At 63.3% G+C, this 22,371-nt stretch carries 25 protein-coding genes; 22 read left to right on the plus strand and 3 right to left on the minus strand.

The features are described from left to right. Positions 1–37 precede the first annotated feature (37 nt). Together P3C29_RS23650 and trxC are read left to right on the plus strand one after the other, a co-directional pair. Positions 38–1,501 (plus strand): protein adenylyltransferase SelO, encoded by a 1,464-nt coding sequence (locus tag P3C29_RS23650; RefSeq protein ID WP_275965597.1) that lies wholly within the window; start codon positions 38–40, stop codon positions 1,499–1,501. A 200-nt stretch (positions 1,502–1,701) separates the two neighbouring features. Further along, entirely contained in the window at positions 1,702–2,136 is a 435-nt protein-coding gene (trxC, locus tag P3C29_RS23655) for a thioredoxin TrxC (protein WP_275965598.1), read from the plus strand. On the opposite strand, the gene P3C29_RS23660 is transcribed toward trxC, so the two are convergent. Both P3C29_RS23660 and P3C29_RS23665 read right to left on the minus strand, forming a co-directional pair. After that, a complete protein-coding gene (locus P3C29_RS23660; protein ID WP_201125981.1) occupies positions 2,124–2,360 on the minus strand; it encodes a DUF6124 family protein in 237 nt (78 codons plus the stop codon). The two genes, trxC and P3C29_RS23660, sit on opposite strands and share 13 nt — an antisense overlap. A gap of 303 nt (positions 2,361–2,663) precedes the next feature. Further along, positions 2,664–3,434: a ParA family protein gene (locus P3C29_RS23665; protein ID WP_003209397.1), complete on the minus strand. Its 771-nt coding sequence runs from the start codon at positions 3,432–3,434 to the stop codon at positions 2,664–2,666. Positions 3,435–3,781: 347 nt separating this feature from the next. On the opposite strand from P3C29_RS23665, the gene P3C29_RS23670 reads away from it, so the two are divergent. From P3C29_RS23670 to P3C29_RS23760, 19 genes are all read left to right on the plus strand, one after another. Continuing rightward, positions 3,782–4,504, plus strand: coding sequence for a beta-ketoacyl synthase chain length factor (locus P3C29_RS23670; RefSeq protein ID WP_201125980.1), 723 nt, complete (start codon positions 3,782–3,784; stop codon positions 4,502–4,504). Beyond that, positions 4,480–5,292 (plus strand): lysophospholipid acyltransferase family protein, encoded by an 813-nt coding sequence (locus P3C29_RS23675; protein ID WP_201125979.1) that lies wholly within the window; start codon positions 4,480–4,482, stop codon positions 5,290–5,292. The genes P3C29_RS23670 and P3C29_RS23675 overlap by 25 nt, the downstream gene beginning before the upstream one ends. Then, the gene (locus P3C29_RS23680; protein ID WP_008439197.1) at positions 5,270–5,539 is read left to right on the plus strand and encodes a phosphopantetheine-binding protein; all 270 of its coding nucleotides are present in this window, start codon (positions 5,270–5,272) and stop codon (positions 5,537–5,539) included. The genes P3C29_RS23675 and P3C29_RS23680 overlap by 23 nt, the downstream gene beginning before the upstream one ends. A 9-nt stretch (positions 5,540–5,548) precedes the next feature. Then, positions 5,549–5,803: an acyl carrier protein gene (locus P3C29_RS23685; protein ID WP_003209389.1), complete on the plus strand. Its 255-nt coding sequence runs from the start codon at positions 5,549–5,551 to the stop codon at positions 5,801–5,803. Next, positions 5,800–6,345, plus strand: a complete 546-nt coding sequence (locus P3C29_RS23690) for a membrane protein (RefSeq protein ID WP_010169241.1) — start codon at positions 5,800–5,802, stop codon at positions 6,343–6,345. The genes P3C29_RS23685 and P3C29_RS23690 overlap by 4 nt, the downstream gene beginning before the upstream one ends. Further along, complete coding sequence (locus P3C29_RS23695) at positions 6,342–8,012, plus strand: acyl-CoA synthetase family protein (protein WP_275965599.1); 1,671 nt, start codon at positions 6,342–6,344, stop codon at positions 8,010–8,012. Before P3C29_RS23690 ends, P3C29_RS23695 begins: the two co-directional genes overlap by 4 nt. Positions 8,013–8,179: 167 nt before the next feature. Then, on the plus strand, positions 8,180–8,914 hold the full coding sequence (locus P3C29_RS23700) for a glycosyltransferase family 2 protein (RefSeq protein ID WP_275965600.1): 735 nt from the start codon (positions 8,180–8,182) through the stop codon (positions 8,912–8,914). After that, positions 8,911–9,846, plus strand: coding sequence for a glycosyl transferase (locus P3C29_RS23705; protein ID WP_010169238.1), 936 nt, complete (start codon positions 8,911–8,913; stop codon positions 9,844–9,846). The genes P3C29_RS23700 and P3C29_RS23705 overlap by 4 nt, the downstream gene beginning before the upstream one ends. Then, positions 9,830–11,371: an aromatic amino acid ammonia-lyase gene (locus P3C29_RS23710; protein ID WP_169386547.1), complete on the plus strand. Its 1,542-nt coding sequence runs from the start codon at positions 9,830–9,832 to the stop codon at positions 11,369–11,371. Before P3C29_RS23705 ends, P3C29_RS23710 begins: the two co-directional genes overlap by 17 nt. After that, a complete protein-coding gene (locus tag P3C29_RS23715) occupies positions 11,364–11,789 on the plus strand; it encodes an acyl-CoA thioesterase (protein ID WP_010169234.1) in 426 nt (141 codons plus the stop codon). The genes P3C29_RS23710 and P3C29_RS23715 overlap by 8 nt, the downstream gene beginning before the upstream one ends. Next, on the plus strand, positions 11,786–12,376 hold the full coding sequence (locus tag P3C29_RS23720; protein ID WP_275965601.1) for an outer membrane lipoprotein carrier protein LolA: 591 nt from the start codon (positions 11,786–11,788) through the stop codon (positions 12,374–12,376). Before P3C29_RS23715 ends, P3C29_RS23720 begins: the two co-directional genes overlap by 4 nt. After that, positions 12,366–14,684, plus strand: coding sequence for an MMPL family transporter (locus P3C29_RS23725; protein ID WP_275965602.1), 2,319 nt, complete (start codon positions 12,366–12,368; stop codon positions 14,682–14,684). The genes P3C29_RS23720 and P3C29_RS23725 overlap by 11 nt, the downstream gene beginning before the upstream one ends. Beyond that, positions 14,681–15,415 carry a class I SAM-dependent methyltransferase gene (locus P3C29_RS23730; protein ID WP_275965603.1) on the plus strand — a complete coding sequence of 245 codons (735 nt, stop codon included), beginning with the start codon at positions 14,681–14,683 and terminating at the stop codon, positions 15,413–15,415. The genes P3C29_RS23725 and P3C29_RS23730 overlap by 4 nt, the downstream gene beginning before the upstream one ends. Next, positions 15,412–15,894, plus strand: coding sequence for a hypothetical protein (locus P3C29_RS23735; protein ID WP_275965604.1), 483 nt, complete (start codon positions 15,412–15,414; stop codon positions 15,892–15,894). The genes P3C29_RS23730 and P3C29_RS23735 overlap by 4 nt, the downstream gene beginning before the upstream one ends. Continuing rightward, on the plus strand, positions 15,891–17,057 hold the full coding sequence (locus P3C29_RS23740; protein WP_275965605.1) for a beta-ketoacyl-[acyl-carrier-protein] synthase family protein: 1,167 nt from the start codon (positions 15,891–15,893) through the stop codon (positions 17,055–17,057). The genes P3C29_RS23735 and P3C29_RS23740 overlap by 4 nt, the downstream gene beginning before the upstream one ends. Beyond that, a complete protein-coding gene (locus P3C29_RS23745; protein WP_275965606.1) occupies positions 17,054–17,515 on the plus strand; it encodes a hotdog family protein in 462 nt (153 codons plus the stop codon). Before P3C29_RS23740 ends, P3C29_RS23745 begins: the two co-directional genes overlap by 4 nt. Then, the gene (fabG, locus tag P3C29_RS23750; RefSeq protein ID WP_169386553.1) at positions 17,512–18,240 is read left to right on the plus strand and encodes a 3-oxoacyl-ACP reductase FabG; all 729 of its coding nucleotides are present in this window, start codon (positions 17,512–17,514) and stop codon (positions 18,238–18,240) included. The genes P3C29_RS23745 and fabG overlap by 4 nt, the downstream gene beginning before the upstream one ends. Then, a complete protein-coding gene (locus tag P3C29_RS23755; RefSeq protein ID WP_010169219.1) occupies positions 18,240–19,466 on the plus strand; it encodes a beta-ketoacyl-ACP synthase in 1,227 nt (408 codons plus the stop codon). The genes fabG and P3C29_RS23755 overlap by 1 nt, the downstream gene beginning before the upstream one ends. Before the next feature lie 26 nt (positions 19,467–19,492). After that, entirely contained in the window at positions 19,493–19,942 is a 450-nt protein-coding gene (locus P3C29_RS23760) for a hypothetical protein (RefSeq protein WP_201125969.1), read from the plus strand. A gap of 103 nt (positions 19,943–20,045) precedes the next feature. On the opposite strand, the gene P3C29_RS23765 is transcribed toward P3C29_RS23760, so the two are convergent. Beyond that, a complete protein-coding gene (locus P3C29_RS23765) occupies positions 20,046–20,945 on the minus strand; it encodes a LysR family transcriptional regulator (protein ID WP_275965607.1) in 900 nt (299 codons plus the stop codon). Between the two features lie 124 nt (positions 20,946–21,069). On the opposite strand from P3C29_RS23765, the gene P3C29_RS23770 reads away from it, so the two are divergent. Continuing rightward, the gene (locus tag P3C29_RS23770) at positions 21,070–22,347 is read left to right on the plus strand and encodes an MFS transporter (RefSeq protein WP_275965608.1); all 1,278 of its coding nucleotides are present in this window, start codon (positions 21,070–21,072) and stop codon (positions 22,345–22,347) included. Positions 22,348–22,371 lie beyond the last annotated feature (24 nt).

Here is a 22,371-nt window from a genome sequence, read left to right on the forward strand (position 1 = left end):
AGCAGAATGGTCGGACATTCTGCTCAGGAGATGGCCGTTGAAAGCCCTCGACGAACTGACCTTCGACAACCGCTTCGCCCGCCTGGGCGACGGTTTCTCAACCCACGTACTGCCCGAGCCCATCGACGAACCGCGTTTGGTGGTGGCGAGCGAGGCGGCCATGGCGTTGCTGGACCTCGACCCCGCCGTGGCCGAGACACCGGTATTCGCCGAGCTGTTCGGCGGGCACAAGCTGTGGGCCGAGGCCGAGCCGCGGGCGATGATCTATTCCGGGCATCAGTTTGGCTCGTACAACCCCCAACTGGGTGATGGCCGCGGGTTGTTGCTGGGTGAGGTATATAACCAGGCGGGCGAGCATTGGGACCTGCACCTCAAGGGTGCCGGGCAAACCCCGTACTCGCGCATGGGCGATGGGCGCGCGGTGCTGCGCTCGTCGATTCGGGAATTTCTGGCGTCGGAAGCGTTGCATGCACTGGGCATTCCCAGCAGTCGGGCACTGTGTGTGATCGGCTCTGACACTCCGGTGTGGCGCGAGAAACAGGAGCGCGCCGCCATGGTACTGCGCCTGGCCCACAGCCATGTGCGCTTTGGGCATTTCGAATATTTCTACTACACCAAGAAGCCCGAGTTGCAGAAGGCGTTGGCGGAGCACGTGTTGTCGTTGCACTTCCCGGAGTGCCTGGAACAGCCCGAGCCATACCTGGCGATGTTCCGCGAAATCGTCGAACGCAATGCCGAGCTGATCGCCAAATGGCAGGCCTATGGGTTCTGCCACGGCGTGATGAACACCGACAACATGTCGATCCTTGGCATCACCTTCGACTTTGGACCCTTTGCGTTCCTCGATGATTTTGACGCGCAGTTCATCTGCAACCACTCGGATCATGAAGGGCGTTATTCCTTCAGTAATCAGGTGCCGATCGGGCAGTGGAATTTGAGCGCGCTGGCGCAGGCGTTGACGCCGTTCATCACTGTTGAAGCGCTGCGGGAAACCCTCGGGCTGTATCTGCCGTTGTTCCAGGCGCACTACCTGGACCTGATGCGCCGCCGCTTGGGCCTCACCACCGCGGAAGATGACGATCAAAAGCTGGTGGAACGCCTGCTGCAACTGATGCAGAACAGCGGCGTCGACTACACCCTGTTCTTCCGCCGACTGGGGGATGAATCAGCCGCGCTGGCTGTGGCGCGACTGCGCGACGACTTTGTCGACCTCAAGGGATTTGATGAGTGGGCGGATCTGTACAAGGCCCGCGTGGAGCGCGAAGCCAGCGGCACAGAAGAGCAGCGACGTGAGCGGATGCATGCGGTGAACCCGCTTTATATCCTGCGCAATTACCTGGCGCAGAACGCTATCCAGGCGGCGGAGCTTGGGGATTACAGCGAAGTGCGCCGGCTGCATGAAGTGCTGAGCAAACCCTTTGAAGAGCAGCCGGGGATGGAACAATACGCCCAGCGGCCGCCGGACTGGGGGAAGCATTTGGAGATTAGTTGTTCATCGTAGGAGTGAGCCAATGTGGCGAGGGAGCTTGCTCCCGTTGGACCGGGCTGGCGCTCCAGTGCGCAGCGCTCCCGATTTTTTGGGGCCGCTTCGCAGCCCAGCGGGAGCAAGCTCCCTCGCCACAATAGGTGCCTTAGCGCTCCTTGATAAACCTCGGAACAGGCTCCAAATAGAATCCATTGGCCACTTTCACGGAGCCCACCATGTCCGACTCTCTCGTCATCCCCTGCCCCCACTGCAACGGTCTTAACCGTATCCCCAATGAACGCCTGGGCGATGCGCCGAAGTGCGGGCGCTGCAAGCAGTCGGTGCTGTTGAGCAAATCCTTTGAGCTGAAACAGGGCGATTACGCCAGCCAGATCAAGGGCGACCTGCCGTTGCTGGTGGATGTGTGGGCCGAATGGTGCGGGCCGTGCAAATCGTTTGCGCCGGTGTTTGAGCAAGCCGCCGGGCAGTTAGCCGGGAAATGCCGGTTGGCCAAGCTCGATAGCGAGGCCAATCAGCAGTTATCCGCTCAGTTGGGCATTCGCTCGATTCCCAGCCTGATCCTGTTCAAGAATGGCCGGGAAGTGGCGCGTCAGAGCGGAGCGTTTCCGTTGCCGCAGTTGATGAGCTGGCTGCGCAGTCAGGGCATTTGAGGTAGCGGAACGCCCCGGTCCATCACTTGCCCCATCAGCAATACGCCCAATTCGCTCAGTTGGTGAATGGCCAACGCGACATCGCGCTGCTTGCCGGTGAGGTCGTCGGAAAGGTCGAGCAAGAGGGTGGTGACTGAGGAGAAGGTTTCGTAGGTGTTGAGGATCAGGGTTTCGGTGGTTTGGCCGGGCGTAACTGTGAAAAGGCTGGGGGTAGTTCTAAGCATAATCGACGCTCCTGGATTGAACGACGCCTCTCACAGGCTACTAAACCCGATCACCGAGAATTCAGCGACCGGGCAACCTTAGAGACGCCCATCCAGACGCACAAGCCGGCGGATTCTGGCGTAACTGTAGGCAACGGCGCGAGACGACGATTTCTCTGTAGGAACAGAGACCAATGTGGGAGCTGGCTTGCCTGCGATAGCATCACCTCGGTGTAACTGACAAACCGAGTTGACTGCATCGCGGGCAAGCCCGGCTCCCACACAAGCAGGCTCCCACATGGGTGATATGTATTGCCTGCTAAATCACGCGTTCTCCAGCAGGTTATGCAACTCCACAAACTGCTGCGTCAGCTTGTGCCGTGGGTCCAGGTGGATCAGCGGCATATTCGCCTGGTGCGACTCACGCATGCGCACCGAACTGGTCAGGTACACCGGCAGCACCGGCAACCCTTCGGCTATCAGTTCATCCAGCATCTGCTGCGGCAGGCTCGCCCGGGCCTGGAACTGGTTGACCACGATGCCTTCCACTTCCAGCCCTTCGTTGTGGTCTTCCTTCAATTCTTCAATTTCTGCCAGCAGGCCATACAACGCCTGACGGGAGAAGCTGTCGCAATCGAACGGGATCAACACACGATCAGCGGCAATCAGCGCTGAAACCGCATAAAAATTCAACGCCGGCGGCGTATCCAGGTAAATCCGGTCGTAGTCCTCGCTCAACTCATCCAGCAGCTTTCGCAGCTTGTTAATCTTGTGCTTGGCCTCAAGCTTGGGCTGCAAGTCCGCCAGTTCCGCCGTGGCGGTGATGACGTGCAGGTTGTCGAACGGGGTTTCGTAGATATCTACCTGGTTTTTCTTCGAAAACGGCCCGGAAGACAGGGTTTGCTTGAAAAAATCGGCGATGCCCATGGGGATGTCATCGCCGGTCAGCCCGGTGAGGTATTGGGTTGAGTTGGCCTGGGCATCGAGGTCCACCAACAGGGTTCGATAGCCTTCGCTGGCGCTGACCGCCGCCAGGTTACAGGCAATGCTGGACTTGCCAACACCGCCTTTTTGGTTGAACACCACGCGCCGCATGGAAAAACCTCCGTGTATCAATGAATGACCGAGTGTAGAGGGCAAAAGCGCTGGTTAGCTACCTCGTTTGTTCCTGTACTACAGCATCAGAGGCTCTATCTCGCACAACAATTTCCCGTCCGTCCGACAAAGCAGGAATTGCCTGACACCTGCTACCCCACCTGCATGACGGACAATCTGTAATTCTTTACAACCAATTTGTAATCAGTCGTGAACAATTCTTTACCAAAGTTTGCTAGAACCCCACGGCACCGGGATAATGCGCCCCACTCGGCCATTGCTCCCTGTCCCCGAATCCGGGGCCAAAGGCCGCACAAGGAAGCCCGCAGGGGCGGGATAACTTCTCAGTGATCAATTTCAACATTGCCCAATGGCGCGCCTGGGCCCCCGGGCTCGAAAGCGCGGACGACTGGCGCGCCTGGTGCCGGCAGCCGACGTTGCTTGCCAGCAGCGACGCGGCCCCCGATGTGTCGTTCCTGCCGGCCATGCAGCGCCGGCGCCTGAGCCGCCTGGCGCGCATGGCCTTCAGTGTGGGCTGGCCACTGGCCGAAGGCCCGCAACCGCTGCCCTTGGTGTTTGTTTCCCGTCACGGCGAAACCCCGCGCACCCTCGATATTCTCAGCGACCTGGCCAACGACGAGCCCTTGTCGCCGACCCAGTTCAGCCTGTCGGTGCATAACGCGGTGATTGGCCTGTGGTCGATCCTGCGCAATGAAACCAGCGAAATGACCGCCCTCGCCGCCGCCGGTGATGGCCTGGAGCACGGCATGCTCGAAGCCGCCGCCCTGCTCAATGAAGGCGCACCGGCTGTGTTGCTGATCATTACCGAGGAGCAGCCGCCCGAAACCTACGCCCGCTGGATCGACGACGTGCCCTTCCCCTATGCCCTCGGCCTGTTGCTGACGCCGGGCGACGAGTGGCAGCTGGAACTGAATACGGCCGCTGTCCAACCCACCACCAAAGCCCAGTGGCCCCACGCCCTGAACCTGCTGCGCACCCTGCTGAACGAACAGGGCGCCTGCCAACATGCCTGGAAGAACCGAGTATGGAACTGGCAACGCAAGCCCTGACCGAAAAGCCTCGGCAGGCCTATTACTGGCGCCTGTTCGCCACCGCTGCCGCCTTCGCCCTGTTTGGCATCGGCGGCCTGTGCCTGCGCGTGCTGGTGTTTCCGCTGCTCAGTTGCCTGCCGGGAGACGCCAAACGGCATCAGCGGCGCGCCCGCCACACCATCAGCTGCCTGTTCTGGCTGTTTATCCGCATGATGACGCGCCTGGGCATTCTGACCTACAGCGTCGAAGGCGCCGAAAAGCTCGGCCGTCCCGGCCAGATGATCATCGCCAACCACCCGTCGCTGGTGGACGTGGTGTTCCTGATCGCCCTGATGCGCCAGACCAACTGCGTGGTCAAGCAGAGCCTGTGGCAAAACCCGTTCACCCGCGGGCCGGTGCGCGACGCCGGCTACATCAGCAACGACGGCAGCGCCGACATGCTCGACGCTGCCGCCGACGCCTTGCGGGACGGCCAGACCCTGATCATTTTCCCCGAGGGCACCCGCACTTCGCCGGGCCAGGCACCGACCTTTCATCGCGGCGCTGCCGCCATTGCCTTGCGAGGTGCGAGCATCATTACTCCGGTGGTGATCAAGGTCAGCCCCACCACCCTGACCAAGGCAGAACCCTGGTATCGCATCCCCAATCGCCGTTTTCACTTCAGTTTGCGCGTGGGTGCCGATATAGAACCACAGGCGTTTGCCGCACAAGGGCCCGCGCCCCAGGCTTCACGCAAGCTTAACGATTACCTGCACCAGTATTTTATTAAGGAGCTCGCCGAAGATGAGCGACCAACACCGCCTTGAGCACGACATAAAAACGCTGATCATCGAGGCCCTGGGCCTGGAAGACATCAGCGAGAGCGACATCGGCAACGAGCAAACCCTGTTCGGCGAAGGCCTTGGCCTGGATTCAGTCGACGCCCTGGAATTGGGCCTGGCGATCCAGAAAAAGTACGGCATCAAGATCGATGCCGACGCCAAGGACACCCGCAATCACTTCACCAACGTGGCCAGCCTCGCGGCGTTCGTCACGGCCCGACAGGCAGCTTGAGACCGTACCATGCAAACTCGTGACGATATTTTCAACACCTTGCGCGACGCCCTGGTGGAACTGTTTGAACTGGAACCTGAACGCGTCACCCTTGACGCCAACCTGTACCAGGACCTGGAAATCGACAGCATTGATGCGGTGGACCTGATCGACCACATCAAGCGCCAGACCGGCAAGAAAATCGCCGCCGAAGAGTTCAAGGCCGTGCGTACCGTGAACGACGTGGTTGAGGCGGTCTACCGTCTGGTTCAACCGGCCGCATGAGCCGGCTGATCGGCCTTGGCCTGTTGCTGGCGGGGCTGCTGTACCCTTTTGCGGTGTATTACGGCACGGAGCATTTTGCCCCGTGGCAGTTTGGCCTGCTGTTGGGCAGCCTGTGGCTGTTGCGTGCCCTGACCGGCGCCAGGCGCCCGGGCAGCCGCTGGATGGCGGCGGCGATCATCGTCTTTTGCCTGCTACTCGCCTGGTTCGACAACCCGCAAATGCTGCGTTGGTACCCGAGCCTGGTCAGTGCGTTCATGCTGGCGCTGTTCGGCCTGAGCCTGAAATACGGGCCGCCGATGGTCGAACGCCTGGCACGCATGACCGAGCCGCAACTGCCCGAGAAAGCGGTGGTGTATACCCGCCAGGTCACCGTGGTGTGGAGTGCGTTTTTTCTGTGTAACGGCCTGCTCGCCGCCGCCCTCACCCTGTGGGCGCCGCTGAGCTGGTGGACGTTGTACAACGGCATGATCGCCTACGGGTTGATGGGGCTGTTGTTTGCCGTGGAATGGCTGGTACGACAAAGGGTTCGAGGCCGCGTATGAATTGGTTGAATCTTGAGCACTTGTTGCTTGAGCCTGTAGGTCAGCGTTGGGTCACCACCGAACCTGCCCTGGATCACCCACAGTTATGGGAGAAATCCCTGAGCCTGGCCGCCGGGTTGCAAGCCCGGGGCATCCAGCGCCTGGCGGTGCACCTGGAAGATGCCGGCTTGCTGGCGATCGCCCTGCTGGGTGCATGGCGGGCCGGGGTGAACGTGTTGTTGCCCGCCGACCTGCAACCTCAAACGCGCCAACGCTGGGACGACGCCGTCGACGCCTGGCTGACCGAGGCCAGCGAGCTGGAAGCGCTCTATCAAGCGCCATTGAGCGCCGCGGCCCTGGACCTGGACGCCTGCTGCCTGAGCCTGTGCACCTCCGGTTCCAGTGGCGAGCCCAAGCGCATCGACAAAACCCTGCGCCAGATGGCCAATGAGGTCCGGGCGCTGGAAACCCTGTGGGGCGCCGACCTCGGTGAGGCCTGCATCATCGGCAGCGTCGCCACCCAGCATATCTATGGTTTGCTGTTCCGGGTGCTGTGGCCGCTGTGTGCCGGGCGTACGTTTGTGCGTCAGCAACTGGCGTTCCCCGAAGATTTACAGCGCGCCAGCCGCGAACACCCGCAGTTCGCCTGGGTCGCCAGCCCGGCGCTGCTCAAACGCATGGGCGACAACCTCGACTGGCCGGCCCTCACACCGGTCAAGCGAGTGTTTTCCTCCGGCGGCGCGCTGCCTTTCGACGCCGCCCGCAGCCTGCATCAGCGCCTGCAACAGTGGCCCACAGAAATCCTCGGCAGCTCGGAAACCGGAGGCATCGCCTGGCGCCAGGGCGACCAACCCTGGCAGCCGTTTGCCGAGGTGCAACTGACCCAGGACGCCGACGGCGCCTTGCGCATTGCCTCACCGTACCTGCCCGCCGGCCATATCGAACACACCGCCGACGCCGCGAACATCCACGCCGACGGCCGCTTCGAATTGCTGGGCCGCCTGGACCGCATCGTCAAGCTGGAAGAGAAACGCATCTCCCTGCCGATGCTCGAACAAGCGCTGACGAACCATGCCTGGGTCGCCGAAACCCGCCTTGGCGTGGTCCAGGAGAACCGCGCGTCCCTCGGTGCCCTCGTGGTGCTCAGTGCTGAAGGCTTGCATGCCCTGCGCAATCAGGGCCGGCGCGCCGTCACCCAAACCCTGCGCCAGCACTTGAGCCAACACTGCGAAGCCCTGGCCCTGCCCCGCCGCTGGCGCCTGTTGCGCCAGTTGCCGTTGAACAGCCAGGGCAAGTTGCCCCAGGCTGACGTCGAAGCCCTGCTGCTGGCGCCCCGCCCTAAAGCGCCGGAAGTGCTGGAGCACGTCGAAGCCAACGGCGAGTGGACCCTGCAACTGGCGATCCCGCCGGACCTCGCCTACTTCAGTGGCCACTTCCCGCAAACCCCGGTGCTGCCGGGTGTGGTACAGGTGGATTGGGCCCTGAACCTGGGCCAGCAACTGCTCAACCTGCCGGGGCAATTCGCCGGGATGGAAGTGCTCAAGTTCCAGCAACTGGTGCGCCCGGACGACCGGATCGAACTGCACCTGCGGTTCGATCAGGAGCGCGGCAAGCTGTACTTCGCCTACCGCAATGACACGGCGGCCTGCTCCAGTGGGCGGATCGTGCTGGAGAGGGTCAGTGATTAAGCTTTTGTGGCGAGGGAGCTTGCTCCCGCTGGAGTGCGCAGCATTCCCAACCCAGGCACTGCGGTTTATCTGGCAGGTCTCGGCCGCCTGTATTGGGGCCGCTTCGCAGCCCAGCGGGAGCAAGCTCCCTCGCCACACCAAGTGCTTGTGCCAATGGGGTACCTGTTATGCATAACCCCTGCGCCCTGATCCCGGTCTACAACCACGAGGCCGCCGTGCCCGCCGTGGTCCGCACCGTGCTGGACAGCGGCCTGCCGTGCCTGCTGGTAGACGACGGCAGCAGCGCCACCTGCGCCGCCGTGCTGGCGCAACTGGCAAGCCTCGACAACGTCTTCCTGCTGACCCTGCCCACCAACCAGGGCAAGGGCGCCGCCGTGATGGCCGGCTTTCGCGAAGCCGCGCGCCTGGGCTTCTCCCATGCCCTGCAAGTGGACGCCGATGGCCAACACGACCTGCGGGAAGTCGGCACCTTCCTCGACGCCTCGCGCACCCACCCGAATGCGGTGATCTGCGGCTACCCGGAATACGACGACAGCGTGCCCAAGGGCCGCCTTTACGCGCGCTACCTGACCCACGTGTGGGTGTGGATCAACACGTTGTCGCTGCAAATCCGCGACTCAATGTGCGGCTTTCGCGTGTATCCCTTGCCACCGGTATTGGCGCTGATGGACTCGGCCAACATCGGCAAACGCATGGATTTCGACTCCGACATTCTGGTGCGCCTGGCATGGCGCAACCAGCCGATGCGCTGGCTGCCGACCAAGGTGCACTACCCCGCCGACGGTCTGTCGCACTTTCGCCTGTTCCACGACAACGCCCTGATTTCCTCGATGCACACCCGGCTGTTCTTCGGCATGTTGGTACGCGCCCCGATGATCCTCTGGCACCGGTGGAAAGCATGACCCAGGACACTAAACACTGGGCCGACCGCGAAGAACGCGGCAGTTTCTGGCTGATGAAATTCACCGCCTTCGCCGCCAAAGTCCTCGGGCGCCGACTGTTGAGCCCGCTGCTGTACGGCATCGTTTTCTACTTCTTCCTGTTCGGCCGCACCGCGCGCCAAAGCGCCTGGCAGTACCAGCAGCGGCTGGCCGACTGGAGCCAGCGCGACGACCTGCGCCCCACCCACAGACGGGTCTTCGGGCAGTTCATGGCCTTCGCCGATGCGTTGCTGGACAAGCTCGACGTGTGGAACGGCAAGCTGCGCCTGGACCAGATCGAAATCATCGACTCGGCCCAACTGCGCGGCCAACTGCGCAGCGAGCGCGGCCAGATGCTGGTGGGCGCCCACCTGGGCAATCTTGAAGTGTGCCGCGCCCTCGCCGAACTGGGCGAAAAGGTCACCATGAACGTGCTGGTGCACACCAAGCACGCCGAACGCTTCAACCGGATCCTGGGCGAAGCCGGGGCGACCCATTTGCGCCTGATCCAGGTCAGCGAACTCGACCCTGCGGTAATGATGATGCTCAGCCAGCGCCTGGACGACGGCGAGTGGCTGGCGATTGCCGGCGACCGCGTGCCGCTGCATGGCGGGCGCACGGTGCGGGTGGATTTCCTCGGCCATGACGCCGCCTTTCCCCAGGGCCCGTGGCTGCTGGCCGGCCTGCTGAAATGCCCGGTCAACCTGCTGATGTGCTTGAAGCATCAAGGCCGTTACCGCCTGATCATCGAGCCGTTCGCCCGCCTGATCGAATGGAAACGCAGCGACCGCCAGCAGGTGATCGCCCAATGGACCGCCCGCTACGCCGAGCGCCTGGGCCAGTTCTGCCTGGAAGCGCCCCAACAATGGTTCAACTTTTACCCTTTCTGGAAGACCGATGACGACGCATCTTGAGCCGGTAACCTTCGGCGAACTCCCCCTGCGCATCGAAGACGTGCTGGCCCTGGCCAACCGTCAGGCGCCGACTCAACTGCAAGCCGATGCCGCGTATCGCCAGCGTATCGCCAAGGGCGCGCAGTTCCTCGATTCGTTGCTGGACAAGGAAGGCGTGATCTACGGTGTGACCACCGGCTACGGCGACTCATGCGTGGTGGCGGTGCCGTTGCAGCACGTCGAAGCGCTGCCCCGCCACCTTTACACCTTCCACGGCTGCGGCCTGGGCAAGTTGCTGGACGCGCAAGCCACACGCGCCGTGCTGGCCGCGCGATTGCAGTCGCTGTGCCACGGCGTGTCCGGGGTACGCGTGGAGTTGCTGGAGCGCCTGCACGCGTTCCTCGAATTCGATGTGCTGCCGCTGATTCCGGAAGAAGGCTCGGTGGGCGCCAGCGGTGATTTGACGCCGCTGTCCTACGTGGCTGCGACCTTGTCCGGCGAGCGCGAGGTGATGTTCCGTGGCGAACGTCGCCAGGCCGCCGACGTGCACCGCGAGCTGGGCTGGGACCCGCTGGTGCTGCGCCCGAAAGAAGCCCTGGCCTTGATGAACGGCACCGCGGTGATGACCGGCCTCGCCTGCCTGGCTTTCGCCCGCGCCGACTACCTGCTGCAACTGGCCACGCGCATCACCGCGCTGAACGTGGTGGCGCTGCAAGGCAACCCGGAGCATTTCGACGAGCGCCTGTTCGCCGCCAAGCCGCACCCGGGGCAAATGCAAGTTGCCGCCTGGCTGCGTAAGGACCTGGCGATTGACGCACCCACCGCGCCGCTGCATCGCCTGCAAGATCGTTACTCGCTGCGCTGCGCGCCCCACGTTTTGGGCGTGTTGGCCGACAGCCTGAACTGGCTGCGCTCGTTCATCGAGATCGAACTCAACAGCGCCAACGACAACCCGATCATCGACGCCGAAGAAGAACGCGTGCTGCACGGCGGCCACTTCTACGGCGGCCACATTGCCTTCGCCATGGACAGCCTCAAGACCCTGGTGGCCAACGTCGCCGACCTGCTGGACCGCCAGCTCGCCCTGCTGGTGGACGTGCGTTACAACCACGGCCTGCCGAGCAATCTGTCGGGCGCGCCAGCCGAGCGGGCGATGATCAACCACGGCTTCAAGGCCGTGCAGATCGGCACCAGCGCCTGGACCGCCGAGGCGCTGAAAAATACGATGCCGGCCAGCGTGTTCTCACGCTCCACCGAATGCCACAACCAGGACAAGGTGAGCATGGGCACCATTGCCGCCCGCGATGCGATTCGTGTGCTGGAACTGACCGAACAAGTCGCCGCCGCCACCTTGCTGGCCGCCAACCAGGGCGTTTGGCTGCGGGCCCAGGCTGAGGACGCGCGCCCGCTGCCGCCGGCGCTGGCCGCCATGCACGAAGAATTGGCCAAGGACTTCCCGCCGGTCATCGAAGACCGCGCCCTGGAAGGCGAACTGCGCCTGTGCCTGAAACGCATCGCCGAGCAACACTGGAGGCTGCATGCGTAGCCAGGGCGTGTTGCACTGCGACACTGAAATCCTCGTGCCGTTTTTCGACATCGACACCATGAACGTGGTGTGGCACGGGCACTACGTGAAGTACCTGGAAGTCGCCCGTTGCGCCTTGCTGGACAAGCTCGGCCACAACTACACCACGATGCTGGAGTCGGGCTACGCCTGGCCGGTGATCGATATGCAGCTGCGGTATGTGCGCGGCGCCACCTTCGGCCAGACCATCACGGTGCGTGCCAGCCTGGTGGAGTGGGAGAACCGCTTGAAGGTCAATTACCTGATCAGCGACAAGGCCACCGGCGAGCGTCTGACCCGCGCCAGCACCGTGCAAGTGGCGGTGGAGATTGCCAGCCGCGAGATGCAACTGGCGTCGCCGAAGGTGTTTGTCGAAGCGGTCGAGAGGGCGTTGGCATGAAAGCGTTAATCGTTCTGGCGGGCTGGCTGCTGAGCCTCAGCGCCCATGCCTTCGACCTGCAACAGCTCAGCGACCAGTTGGCAAAGCCGTCGGTGATCCACGGCAACTTCATCCAGGAAAAACACCTGCGCGCCCTGCCGCAGCCACTGACCAGCAAGGGCACCTTCGTGCTGGCCAAGGACCACGGCCTGTTGTGGCTGCTGAAAACCCCGCTGCAACAGGACTACCGCATCAGCGCCAACGGCATCGCCCGCCGTGACGCCAATGGCTGGCAACTGCTGCCGAACAAGAGCGCCGGTGCCGAGCAGAACCGTTTGTTCCTCGCGGTGTTGCAGGGCGACAGCAGCGGCTTGCAACGTGACTTCGAGCTGCAACTGCAAGGCGACGCCCAGCAGTGGAAACTCACGCTGATCCCACGCTCGCTCCTGCTCAAGCAGGTGTTCACCCGGATCAATATCGACGGCGGCGAGCTGGTGCAAAAAATCGAGCTGCTGGAAACCCAAGGCGACAGCACCGTACTGCGCATGCAGGACAGCACCAGCCGCCAACCCTTGAGCGACGCGGAGCAACACGACTTTGCCGAGTGAACGCTGGTTGCCGCGCCTGTTCCTGATCCTGCTGGTGGCCGTGTTGGCCTTGGCGGGTTGGCAATGGCGCCATGGCGCGCCGCTGTCGGCGAACCTGATGGAGTTGGTGCCCGGCACCGCGCCGGACGCCTTGGAGCTGCGCGCCGAACAACGCATGCAGGAACCGCTGAACCGCGAAATGCTGGTGCTGGTGGGGCATGCCGACCGGCAAAAAGCCGTGGCCCTGGCCCAGCAATTGGGTGAGCGCTGGCAAGCCAGCGGCCTGTTTGAAAAGGTCCAGTGGAACCTGCAAGCCGACCTCCCGGCCCTGCGCCAGCAGTTGCTGCAAGGCCGGCTGGCAATGCTCTCGGCCAAAGACCGCGAGCAGTTGATCGACGAGCCCCAGGCGTTTATCCAGCAGCGCGTTCAGGCGCTGTTCGACCCGTTCACCGGTTTCAGCCTGGTGCCAAGCCAGGACGACTGGCTGGGCCTCACCGGGCGCATCCAGAACAGCCAGCCGCAGCACGGTTCGGTGCAGCTGGATATCGGCAGCGGTGCGTTGATCGCCGATGCCGACGGCAAAAGCTGGGTGCTGCTGCGGGCGCGCACCACCGGCAATGCATTCGACATGAAACTGCCGCTGCAAGTGGCCGAATTACTCAAGGCCAGCCGCGGGCAGGCCGACCAGCAAGGCGCGCAATTGCTCGCGGCCAGCGGCCTGTTGTATGCGGCCAACGGTCAGCAGCAGGCGACACGGGAAATCACCTGGGTTGGCGGCGGCGCGACAGTCGGGATTCTGTTGCTGTTGCTGCTGGCTTTCCGGCGCTGGCGGGTGTTGCTGGCGTTTGTGCCGGTGCTGGCGGGCATGTTGTTTGGCGCGGTGGCGTGTGTGGCGCTGTTCGGGCATATGCATGTCATCACGCTGGTGCTGGGCTCAAGCCTGATCGGCGTGGCGGTGGATTACCCGCTGCATTACCTGTCCAAGAGCTGGAGCATGAGCCCGTGGCGCAGCTGGCCGGCGTTGCGCCTGACCTTGCCGGGCCTGAGCCTGAGCCTGGCCACCAGTTGCATCGGTTACCTGGCGCTGGCCTGGACACCGTTCCCGGCGCTGACGCAAATCGCGGTGTTCTCGGCAGCGGGCCTGGTGGGCGCTTACCTGTCGGCCGTGTGCCTGCTGCCGGCCCTGCTCAAGGGCGTCGACCTGCGCCCGGCCCAATGGCCGCTGCGCATTGCCGAGTTCCTGCTGAGCGTGCGCGAGTCGCTGCTCAAGCGCCTGCCCAGCCCGGTGTTGCTGGTACTGGTGCTGGTGTTTTGCGCCGGCGGCCTGTGGCACCTGAACAGCAAAAATGATATCCGCCAATGGATCGGTGCCCCGCCGCAGCTGCTGCAGGAAGCCCAGGCCGTTGCGCGCATTACCGGGTTCCAACCCACCAGCCAGTTTTTCCTGGTGCGGGCAGACAATCAGCCGCAGTTGCTGGAGCGTCAGGCCGCCCTGAGCCAGCGTCTGGATCAGTTGGTGAACATGGACAAGCTCCAGGGTTACCTGGCACTCAACCAGTTGGTCAGCGCGCCGGCCGAGCAACAGCAACTGCGTGACGCCCTGAACACGTTGCCGCAGTACTGGCAGCCATTGCTCGACCTTGGCGTGCCTGCCAGCGCGTTGCAAGCCGAGCTGGCCCAGTTGCAAGCCCTGCCCACCGAAGACATCGACGCCGCCTTGGTTGGCCCGTTGGCTGAGCCGTGGCGCACGCTGTGGCTGGGCAACGTCGACGGCGGCGTGGCGGCCATGGTGAGCCTGCAAGGCTTGAACAACCCGGCCCTGCTGCGGGTGCAGGCCCTGGATTTGCCTGGCGTGCAGTTGGTGGACCGCCTGGGCGACTTGAACCAGGTGTTTGCCGCCACGCAGATCAGCGCGGCCGAATTGAAGTTGATGTCGTGCGTGTTGATCGTGCTGTTGCTGATCCTGCCGTTCGGCTTCGGCGGTGCCCTGCGTATCGTCGCCCTGCCGCTGCTGGCGGCGCTGTGCAGCCTGGCCAGCCTCGGTTGGCTGGGGCAGCCACTGACGTTGTTCAGCCTGTTTGGCCTGCTGCTGGTGACCGCCATCAGCGTCGACTACGCGATCCTGATGCGTGAACAAATTGGCGGCGCCGCCGTGAGCCTGTTGGGCACACTGTTGGCCGCCGTGACTACTTGGCTATCGTTCGGCCTGCTGGCTATTTCCAGCACACCGGCGGTGAGTAATTTTGGGCTGTCGGTGAGCCTGGGGCTGGCGTTCAGCTTCATGCTGGCGCCGTGGGCCGCCCCGTCCGGGACAAGGAAGAAAAGATGAGCAGCCAGTATTTAAGTAAGAACTACGTTGAGGAAACCAAATTCGGCTTCTGGTTCCTGCGCAGCCACACCTGGCAGCACCATGTGCTGCGTGTGGCAATCAATGACCTGCGCAGCCTGTTCAGCGATCCGCTGCCGGTGGCGCCGGTGCTGCTGGACGCCGGCTGCGGCCAGGGCAAATCGTTCCAGTACCTGCAGCAGGTGTTCGCCCCCGAACGCCTGATCGGCCTGGACGCAGACCCGCACAGTCTCGATCTGAGCCGCGCGGAAGCCGCGCGCCAGGGCTTGTCCATCGAGTTGATCGGCAGCGACTGCGCGACCCTCGATGTGCCCGACGCCAGTGTCGATGTGCTGTTCTGTCACCAGACTTTCCATCACCTGGTGGAACAACATCGCGCCCTGAAAGAGTTCTACCGGGTGCTCAAGCCGGGCGGCTATTTGCTGTTCGCCGAGTCCACCGAAGCCTACATCGACACCTGGGTGATTCGCTGGCTGTTCCGTCACCCGATGCATGTGCAAAAAAGCGCAGAAGAGTACCTTGAGATGCTCCGCGAGCAGGGCTTCGAGTTCGGCCCGCAGAACGTCTCATACCCCTACCTGTGGTGGAGCCGCGCCACCGATTTCGGCCTGCTTGAGCGCTGGGGCCTGCGCCAGCCGCCGCCGGCCGGCCAGCGCGAAGAAACCCTGGTCAACGTGGTCGCCCGCAAACCTTTAGCGAGCCCTGAAACATGATCCGAATGCTGTTGATCGGCTGCCTGTTGCTGCTGAGTGCGTGCGCCAGCCAGCCACCGCTGCCGTCGAAAAGCCCGGTGCTGAGCCTGCCGCTGCAACTGCACGTGCAGCGTGAACAGGACGGCCAGCGCCAGGACTGGTTGCTGGTGATGCAGCGCGAAGGCGGCGGGATCCGCTGGTCGATGATGGACCCGCTGGGCATTCCCCAGGCCCGTCAGATGTTGATCAACGGCGCCTGGCAGGCTGACGGCTTGCTGCCGCCCAATCCACAGGCGCGGGAGCTGTTCGCCGCGCTGTTGTTCGCCCTGACCTCGGCGGATGAAGTCTCCGCGTTGTACCCCGGCACCCAGGAAATGGACCTGACGCGTACCCTGCCGTCCCACTGGAAGATCACCTATCACTCCTCCCTGGTGTTTCGCGTGGACGTGATCGGGCAACACCTGACCTACCGCGTCTCGCCCCTTGAGGCCGCCCGATGACCGCCTACCTCAATGCCCTTGGCATGATTTGCGCCCTGGGCCGTGACAAGCGCCAAGTCAGCCGCAGCCTGTTTGCCGGCGACTGCTCCGGCATGCGCGCCGAAAGCGGCTGGGTGCCGGAGCGTGTGTTGCCGGTGGCCGGCGTACACGGTGAGCTGGCGGCAATCCCGCCCGGGCTGGAGTCCCATCGCAGCCGCAACAACCAGCTGTTGCTGGAAGCGGCGTTGCAGATTGACGGCGAGATCCGCCATGCCATCCAGACGTTCGGTGCGTCGCGTATCGGCATCGTACTCGGCACCAGCACCTCGGGCATCGATGAGGCCAGCCGCGGTATCGCCCACTACCTGCGGGAGAAGCAGTTCCCCGGCAACTACGACTACCAGCAACAGGAGCTCGGCGCCCCGGCCAATTTCCTCGCCGAGTGGCTGCAACTGAGCGGCCCGGCCTATGTGATTTCTACTGCCTGCACCTCCAGCGCCCGGGCGCTGATGAGTGCCCAGCGCCTGTTGGATCTGGGCGTGTGCGATGCGGTGATCTGCGGTGGCGTCGACACGCTGTGCAAGCTGACCCTCAATGGTTTCTCGTCGCTGGAAGCGGTGTCGGCACAGCGCTGCAACCCGTTCTCGGCGAACCGTAACGGGATCAATATCGGCGAAGCGGCGGTGCTGTTCCTGATGAGCAAGACCCCGGCGCCGGTCGCGCTGTTGGGCAGTGGCGCCAGTTGCGACGCCCACCATATTTCCGCCCCCGAACCCACCGGCAAGGGCGCGCTACAGGCGATGCGCAAAGCCCTGGCCAGCGCAAAACTGGCGCCCGGGCAGATCGGCTACCTGAACCTGCACGGCACCGCCACGCAGCATAACGACGCCATGGAAGCCCTGGCGGTCGCGGCCCTGTTCCCGGACGGCGTGGCCTGTTCGTCGACCAAGCCCATGAGCGGCCACACCCTGGGCGCCGCCGGCGCGCTGGAAACGGCATTCTGCTGGCTGAGCCTGGCGCAAGGGGTGGTGCCGCCGCATGTCTGGGATGGCCAGGCAGACCCCGAGTTGCCCGTACTGAAGTGGGCGTCGCCCGGCGACACCCTGGAAAAACGCTGCCTGATGAGCAACTCGTTTGCCTTCGGCGGCAACAACGTCAGCCTGATTATCGGAGACGCCCCATGATCAATTGGCCGCTCGCCGACCTGCTGCCCCACGCCGGTGACATGATCCTGATCGATCAGATCCTGAGCTTTGATGAAGAACAGATCCGCACCCGCCTGACGGTCAGGCCCGGCGGTCTCTTCAACCGTGCCGACGGCAGCCTGCCCGCGTGGGTCGGCGTTGAGTTGATGGCGCAAAGCGTCGCCGCCTACGCCGGTTGCCGTGCGCGCCAGAAAGGCGAGGCCGTGGAATTGGGCTTCCTGCTGGGCACGCGCAAATTCGAGTGCAACGTCGAGCACTTTCCCGCCGGCACCGAGCTGACCATCCACGGCCTGCGCTCCCTGGAAGACGACAACGGCATGGGTGTGTTCGAATGCCACCTCACCGGTGACGGTATCCAGGCGAGTGCACGGTTGAACGTATTTCGACCGCCCCAGGCGGCCAACTATTTAGATGAATCGAAGGACACCACGCCATGACTGAATCCGTATTGGTGACCGGCTCCAGCCGTGGCATCGGCCGCGCTATCGCTTTGCGCCTGGCCCAGGCGGGGCACGACATCGTGCTGCATTGCCGCAACGGGCGTGCCGAGGCGGATGCAGTGCAGGTCGACATCGAAGCCCTGGGTCGCAAGGCGCGGGTGTTGCAATTCGATGTGGCGGATCGCGCCAGTTGCAAAGAGATCCTTGAAGCCGACGTGGAAGCCCATGGCGCGTATTACGGCGTGGTCCTCAACGCCGGGCTGACCCGCGACGGCGCGTTCCCGGCGCTCTCGGAAGACGACTGGGACGTGGTGATGCGCACCAACCTGGACGGGTTCTACAACGTACTGCACCCGGTAATGATGCCGATGATTCGTCGTCGCGCGGCAGGCCGCATCGTGTGCATCACCTCGGTGTCCGGTCTCATCGGTAACCGTGGCCAGGTCAACTACAGCGCGTCCAAGGCCGGCTTGATCGGCGCCGCCAAGGCCCTGGCCATCGAGCTGGGCAAGCGCAAGATCACCGTCAACTGCGTGGCCCCCGGGCTGATCGACACGGCGATGCTGGATGAAAATGTGCCGGTGGAAGAGCTGATGAAAATGATCCCGGCCCAACGCATGGGCACTCCGGAAGAAGTGGCCGGGGCGGTGAATTTCCTGATGTCGGCGGAAGCCGGCTACATCACCCGCCAGGTACTGGCCGTGAATGGAGGCCTGTGCTGATGAAACGCGTGGTGGTCACCGGCATGGCCGGCATTACGTCCCTGGGCAGCGATTGGGCAACCATCGCGGCCAACTTCCGCGCCAACCGCAGCGGTATTCGGCGCATGGACGAGTGGGATCGCTTCACCGAGTTGAACACGCGATTGGCCGGGCCGATCGATGATTTCGTGGTGCCCGCCCACTGGACCCGCAAGCAACTGCGCAGCATGGGCCGGGTTTCCCGCCTGGCGGTATGGGCGGCGGAACAGGCGCTGAAAGACGCGGGTTTGCTGGGCGACGAGTCGATCAAGGACGGACGCATGGGCGTGGCCTGCGGCTCGTCCACCGGCAGCACCGACGAGATCAAGGCCTTCGGCAACATGCTGCTGAACTCGGTGGCCGAGGGCCTGAACGCCAACTCTTACGTGCGGATGATGCCCCACACCACGGCGGCGAATATCAGCATCTTCTTTGGCCTCACCGGCCGGCTGATCCCGACGTCCAGCGCGTGCACCAGTGGCAGCCAGGGCATCGGCTACGCCTATGAAGCCATCAAGTTTGGCCGCTTGCCACTGATGCTGGCGGGTGGCGCGGAAGAGCTGTGCCCCACTGAAGCCATGGTCTTCGATGCCTTGTACGCCACCAGCCTGAAAAACGATGCACCGCAAACCAGCCCGCGCCCCTACGACAGTGGGCGCGACGGCCTGGTGATTGGCGAAGGCGGCGGCATCCTGGTGCTCGAAGAGCTGGAACATGCATTGGCCCGTGGTGCGCATATCCACGCCGAAATCGTCGGCTTCGGCAGCAACGCCGACGGCCAGCACACCACGCGTCCGGAACAGGCCACCATGCGCCGTGCCATGGAACTGGCCCTGGAAGATGCCGGGCTGCAGCCCGACGCCATCGGCTACGTGAACGGCCATGGCACCGCCACCGACCAGGGCGACATCGCCGAAACCCTGGCCACCAGCAGCCTGTTCGGCAGCCGCATGCCCATCAGTTCGCAGAAGAGTTTCCTCGGGCATACCCTGGGCGCGTGCGGTGCGCTGGAGTCGTGGTTCAGCATCGAGATGATGAACCGCGACCAGTACGTGCACACCTTCAACCTCGACGACATCGACCCGCGCTGCGGCGAACTGGACTACCTGCAAGGTGAGTTCCGCGAGCTGCACAGCGACTACGTGATGAACAACAATTTTGCCTTTGGCGGCGTCAACACCTCGCTGATTTTCCGCCGCTGGGCGTAAGTTTTTTTACTGACTGGAGAAATGGAATGTCTTCCCTGCTACGCGCAACACTGGTCGCTTTGGCCCTGCTCACCACCGCTGGCTGCACCAACAAACCGGTGCTCAACACCCAGCACGACTTGCCGGCGAACCCGCAGATCAACGAAGAAAAAATGAAGCAGACCATCGTGGCTGCCCTGAACAAGCGCGAATGGGTGGTGCAGCGCCTGAGCCCGCAACTGGTCCAGGCCGAGATCAACGTGCGCAACCAGTTCCACGCTGAAATCGACATCCGCTACACCGCGACCAGCTACGCCATCACCTACCGCGACAGCCGCGACCTGGGCTACAAGGACGGCAAGATTCATCGCAACTACAACCGCTGGGTGAGCATGCTGGACAAGGACATCCTGGCGGCGCTGCGCACCAATGGGGTGAGTGACACCGGGTCGGCAGCGCAGTTGTTCCAGCAGACCGGGACTTCGAAGCAGAACTGATGTATTTGCGCCCATGTGGCAGGCGCTTGTCCTGTGGCGAGGGGGCTTGTCCCCCGTTGGGCTGCACAGCAGCCCTAATAACTGATTGAGGTTGCTTCGCAGCCTAACGGGGGACAAGCCCCCTCGCCACAAGTAACTCGACAAACGCTTTCGCCATCGGCGTCTGCTGGCCCTTGCGCTGTACCAGCCACACCGCCGTCACCGCTTCCTGGTCCAGCAACGTGCGATACACCACGCCATCAATGCGGATCCGCTGATACGACGCCGGCAGCACCGAGATCCCCAGCCCCGCCGCCACCAGACCAATGATCGTCATCGCCTCTCCGGCCTCCTGGGCGAAGTGCGGGCTGAACCCTGCATCACGCGCCAGGTTCAGCAACTGGGCATACAGGCCGCTGCCGTAAGTCCGCGGGAAAAACACAAACGGCTCTTCAGCCAATTGCGCCAGGTGCAAACCGCGCTCGCTGCCTTCCACCAACGGATGCCCGGCGTTCAGCACGGCCACCAAGGGTTCGCGCATCAGTTCCACGACGCTCAGGGAATCAGGCAACGGCAACGGCCGCATCAACCCCACCTGTATCGACTCATCCACCAGCGACTCGGCCACTTCCGTACTGCTCATCTCCTGCAGATTCAAATGCACCGCCGGGAATGCCTGGCGAAACGCGAAGATCGCCTGCGGGATGCTGGAGTTGAACGGCGCAGAAGACGTGAAGCCAATCTTCAGCTCACCCAGTTCCCCCAGCTGCGCCCGACGCGCCACGTCCGCGGCTTTATCCACCTGCGCCAGCACCAGACGCGCCTCTTGTAGGAACAACCGGCCCGCCTCGCTCAGCTCGACCCGACGATTGGTACGCTCAAACAAACGCGCACCAATCTCCTGCTCCAGCGCCTGGATCTGCTGGCTCAGGGGCGGTTGGGAGATCCCCAGCACCTGCGCGGCGCGGCCAAAATGCAGCTCTTCAGCCACGGCGATGAAGTAACGCAGGTGGCGCAATTCCATGAAAACCTCATTAGGTCGCAAAAGCTCTTAAACAGGTCGAACAATATATTGGAAAGAATCATTAGGGAGCTATATTCTTTTTTGCATTGCCAGCCCTGGCAGTCTTTCCTCCCCGAGGTCCCGCGTGAAATCTGCTGTCGCTCCGCTCGCTCAAGAAGTACCGCCCACCGCCCTCGATGACGTGGTGGCACAGCTCAACGAGCAGTTCATCGAAAAAGGCACCCCGATGTTCATGCGCACGGTGCTGGCGCTGTTTTCCGGCGGTTTCGCCACCTTCGCCCTGCTCTACTGCGTGCAGCCGATGATGCCGGCGCTGTCCCACGAATTTTCCATCAATGCCGCGCAAAGCAGCCTGATTCTCTCGGTCGCCACCGGCATGCTCGCCATTGGCCTGCTGATCACCGGGCCGATTTCCGACACCCTGGGACGAAAGCCGGTGATGGTTGCCGCGCTGTTCTGCGCCGCGCTGTGCACCATCGCCAGCGGCCTGATGCCGAGCTGGGAAGGCATCCTGCTGATGCGCGCACTGGTGGGCCTGTCCCTCAGCGGCCTGGCAGCGGTGGCCATGACCTACCTGAGCGAAGAAATTCACCCACAACACATCGGCCTGGCCATGGGCCTGTACATCGGCGGTAACGCCATTGGCGGGATGAGCGGGCGCTTGATCATCGGCGTGCTGATCGACTTCGTCAGCTGGCACACCGCGATGCTGATCATCGGCGCCCTGGCGCTGATCGCGGCCACGGTGTTCTGGAAAATCCTCCCCGAATCGCGCAACTTCCGCGCCAGCACCCTGCACCCGCGCAGCCTGGTGGACGGCTTCACCATGCACTTCAAGGATGCCGGCCTGCCGTGGCTGTTCCTCGAAGCCTTCGTGCTGATGGGCGCCTTTGTGACGATGTTCAACTACATCGGCTACCGCTTGCTGGCTGCCCCGTACGATTTGAGCCAGGCGGTGGTAGGCCTGCTGTCTCTGGTGTACCTCTCGGGTATCTACAGCTCGGCGAAAATCGGCTCTCTGGCCGACCGCCTCGGCCGCCGTCGCGTGCTGTGGGGGACGATCGTGCTGATGCTCGGCGGCATCGCCCTGACCCTGTTCACCCCGCTGTGGCTGGTGGTTCCGGGCATGCTGATCTTCACCTTCGGCTTCTTCGGTGCCCACTCGGTGGCCAGCAGCTGGATCGGCCGCCGCGCGCTGAAAGCCAAGGGCCAGGCATCGTCGCTGTACCTGTTCAGTTATTACGTGGGGTCGAGTATTGCGGGGACAGCGGGCGGATTTTTCTGGCACTACGGCGGGTGGAACGGGATTGGCGGGTTTATCGTCGCGCTGTTGATCGTCGCGCTGCTGGTGGCGTTGAAGCTGGCGAAGTTGCCGCCGTTGCAGGAAGCCAAGGTTAGTTAAACCGTGCCCCATAAAAAAGCCGCG

This window comes from Pseudomonas sp. 1912-s (assembly GCF_029269205.1).
GTDB lineage: Bacteria > Pseudomonadota > Gammaproteobacteria > Pseudomonadales > Pseudomonadaceae > Aquipseudomonas.

Bases quoted from the DNA above. Each gene is read 5' to 3' on its own strand.
- trxC (WP_275965598.1), top strand. From the start codon at position 1,702: ATGTCCGACTCTCTCGTCATCCCCTGCCCCCACTGCAACGGTCTTAAC.
- P3C29_RS23660 (WP_201125981.1), bottom strand. From the start codon at position 2,360: ATGCTTAGAACTACCCCCAGCCTTTTCACAGTTACGCCCGGCCAAACC.
- P3C29_RS23665 (WP_003209397.1), bottom strand. From the start codon at position 3,434: ATGCGGCGCGTGGTGTTCAACCAAAAAGGCGGTGTTGGCAAGTCCAGC.
- P3C29_RS23675 (WP_201125979.1), top strand. From the start codon at position 4,480: ATGGAACTGGCAACGCAAGCCCTGACCGAAAAGCCTCGGCAGGCCTAT.
- P3C29_RS23680 (WP_008439197.1), top strand. From the start codon at position 5,270: ATGAGCGACCAACACCGCCTTGAGCACGACATAAAAACGCTGATCATC.
- P3C29_RS23685 (WP_003209389.1), top strand. From the start codon at position 5,549: ATGCAAACTCGTGACGATATTTTCAACACCTTGCGCGACGCCCTGGTG.
- P3C29_RS23690 (WP_010169241.1), top strand. From the start codon at position 5,800: ATGAGCCGGCTGATCGGCCTTGGCCTGTTGCTGGCGGGGCTGCTGTAC.
- P3C29_RS23695 (WP_275965599.1), top strand. From the start codon at position 6,342: ATGAATTGGTTGAATCTTGAGCACTTGTTGCTTGAGCCTGTAGGTCAG.
- P3C29_RS23700 (WP_275965600.1), top strand. From the start codon at position 8,180: ATGCATAACCCCTGCGCCCTGATCCCGGTCTACAACCACGAGGCCGCC.
- P3C29_RS23705 (WP_010169238.1), top strand. From the start codon at position 8,911: ATGACCCAGGACACTAAACACTGGGCCGACCGCGAAGAACGCGGCAGT.
- P3C29_RS23710 (WP_169386547.1), top strand. From the start codon at position 9,830: ATGACGACGCATCTTGAGCCGGTAACCTTCGGCGAACTCCCCCTGCGC.
- P3C29_RS23715 (WP_010169234.1), top strand. From the start codon at position 11,364: ATGCGTAGCCAGGGCGTGTTGCACTGCGACACTGAAATCCTCGTGCCG.
- P3C29_RS23720 (WP_275965601.1), top strand. From the start codon at position 11,786: ATGAAAGCGTTAATCGTTCTGGCGGGCTGGCTGCTGAGCCTCAGCGCC.
- P3C29_RS23730 (WP_275965603.1), top strand. From the start codon at position 14,681: ATGAGCAGCCAGTATTTAAGTAAGAACTACGTTGAGGAAACCAAATTC.
- P3C29_RS23735 (WP_275965604.1), top strand. From the start codon at position 15,412: ATGATCCGAATGCTGTTGATCGGCTGCCTGTTGCTGCTGAGTGCGTGC.
- P3C29_RS23740 (WP_275965605.1), top strand. From the start codon at position 15,891: ATGACCGCCTACCTCAATGCCCTTGGCATGATTTGCGCCCTGGGCCGT.
- P3C29_RS23745 (WP_275965606.1), top strand. From the start codon at position 17,054: ATGATCAATTGGCCGCTCGCCGACCTGCTGCCCCACGCCGGTGACATG.
- fabG (WP_169386553.1), top strand. From the start codon at position 17,512: ATGACTGAATCCGTATTGGTGACCGGCTCCAGCCGTGGCATCGGCCGC.
- P3C29_RS23755 (WP_010169219.1), top strand. From the start codon at position 18,240: ATGAAACGCGTGGTGGTCACCGGCATGGCCGGCATTACGTCCCTGGGC.
- P3C29_RS23760 (WP_201125969.1), top strand. From the start codon at position 19,493: ATGTCTTCCCTGCTACGCGCAACACTGGTCGCTTTGGCCCTGCTCACC.
- P3C29_RS23765 (WP_275965607.1), bottom strand. From the start codon at position 20,945: ATGGAATTGCGCCACCTGCGTTACTTCATCGCCGTGGCTGAAGAGCTG.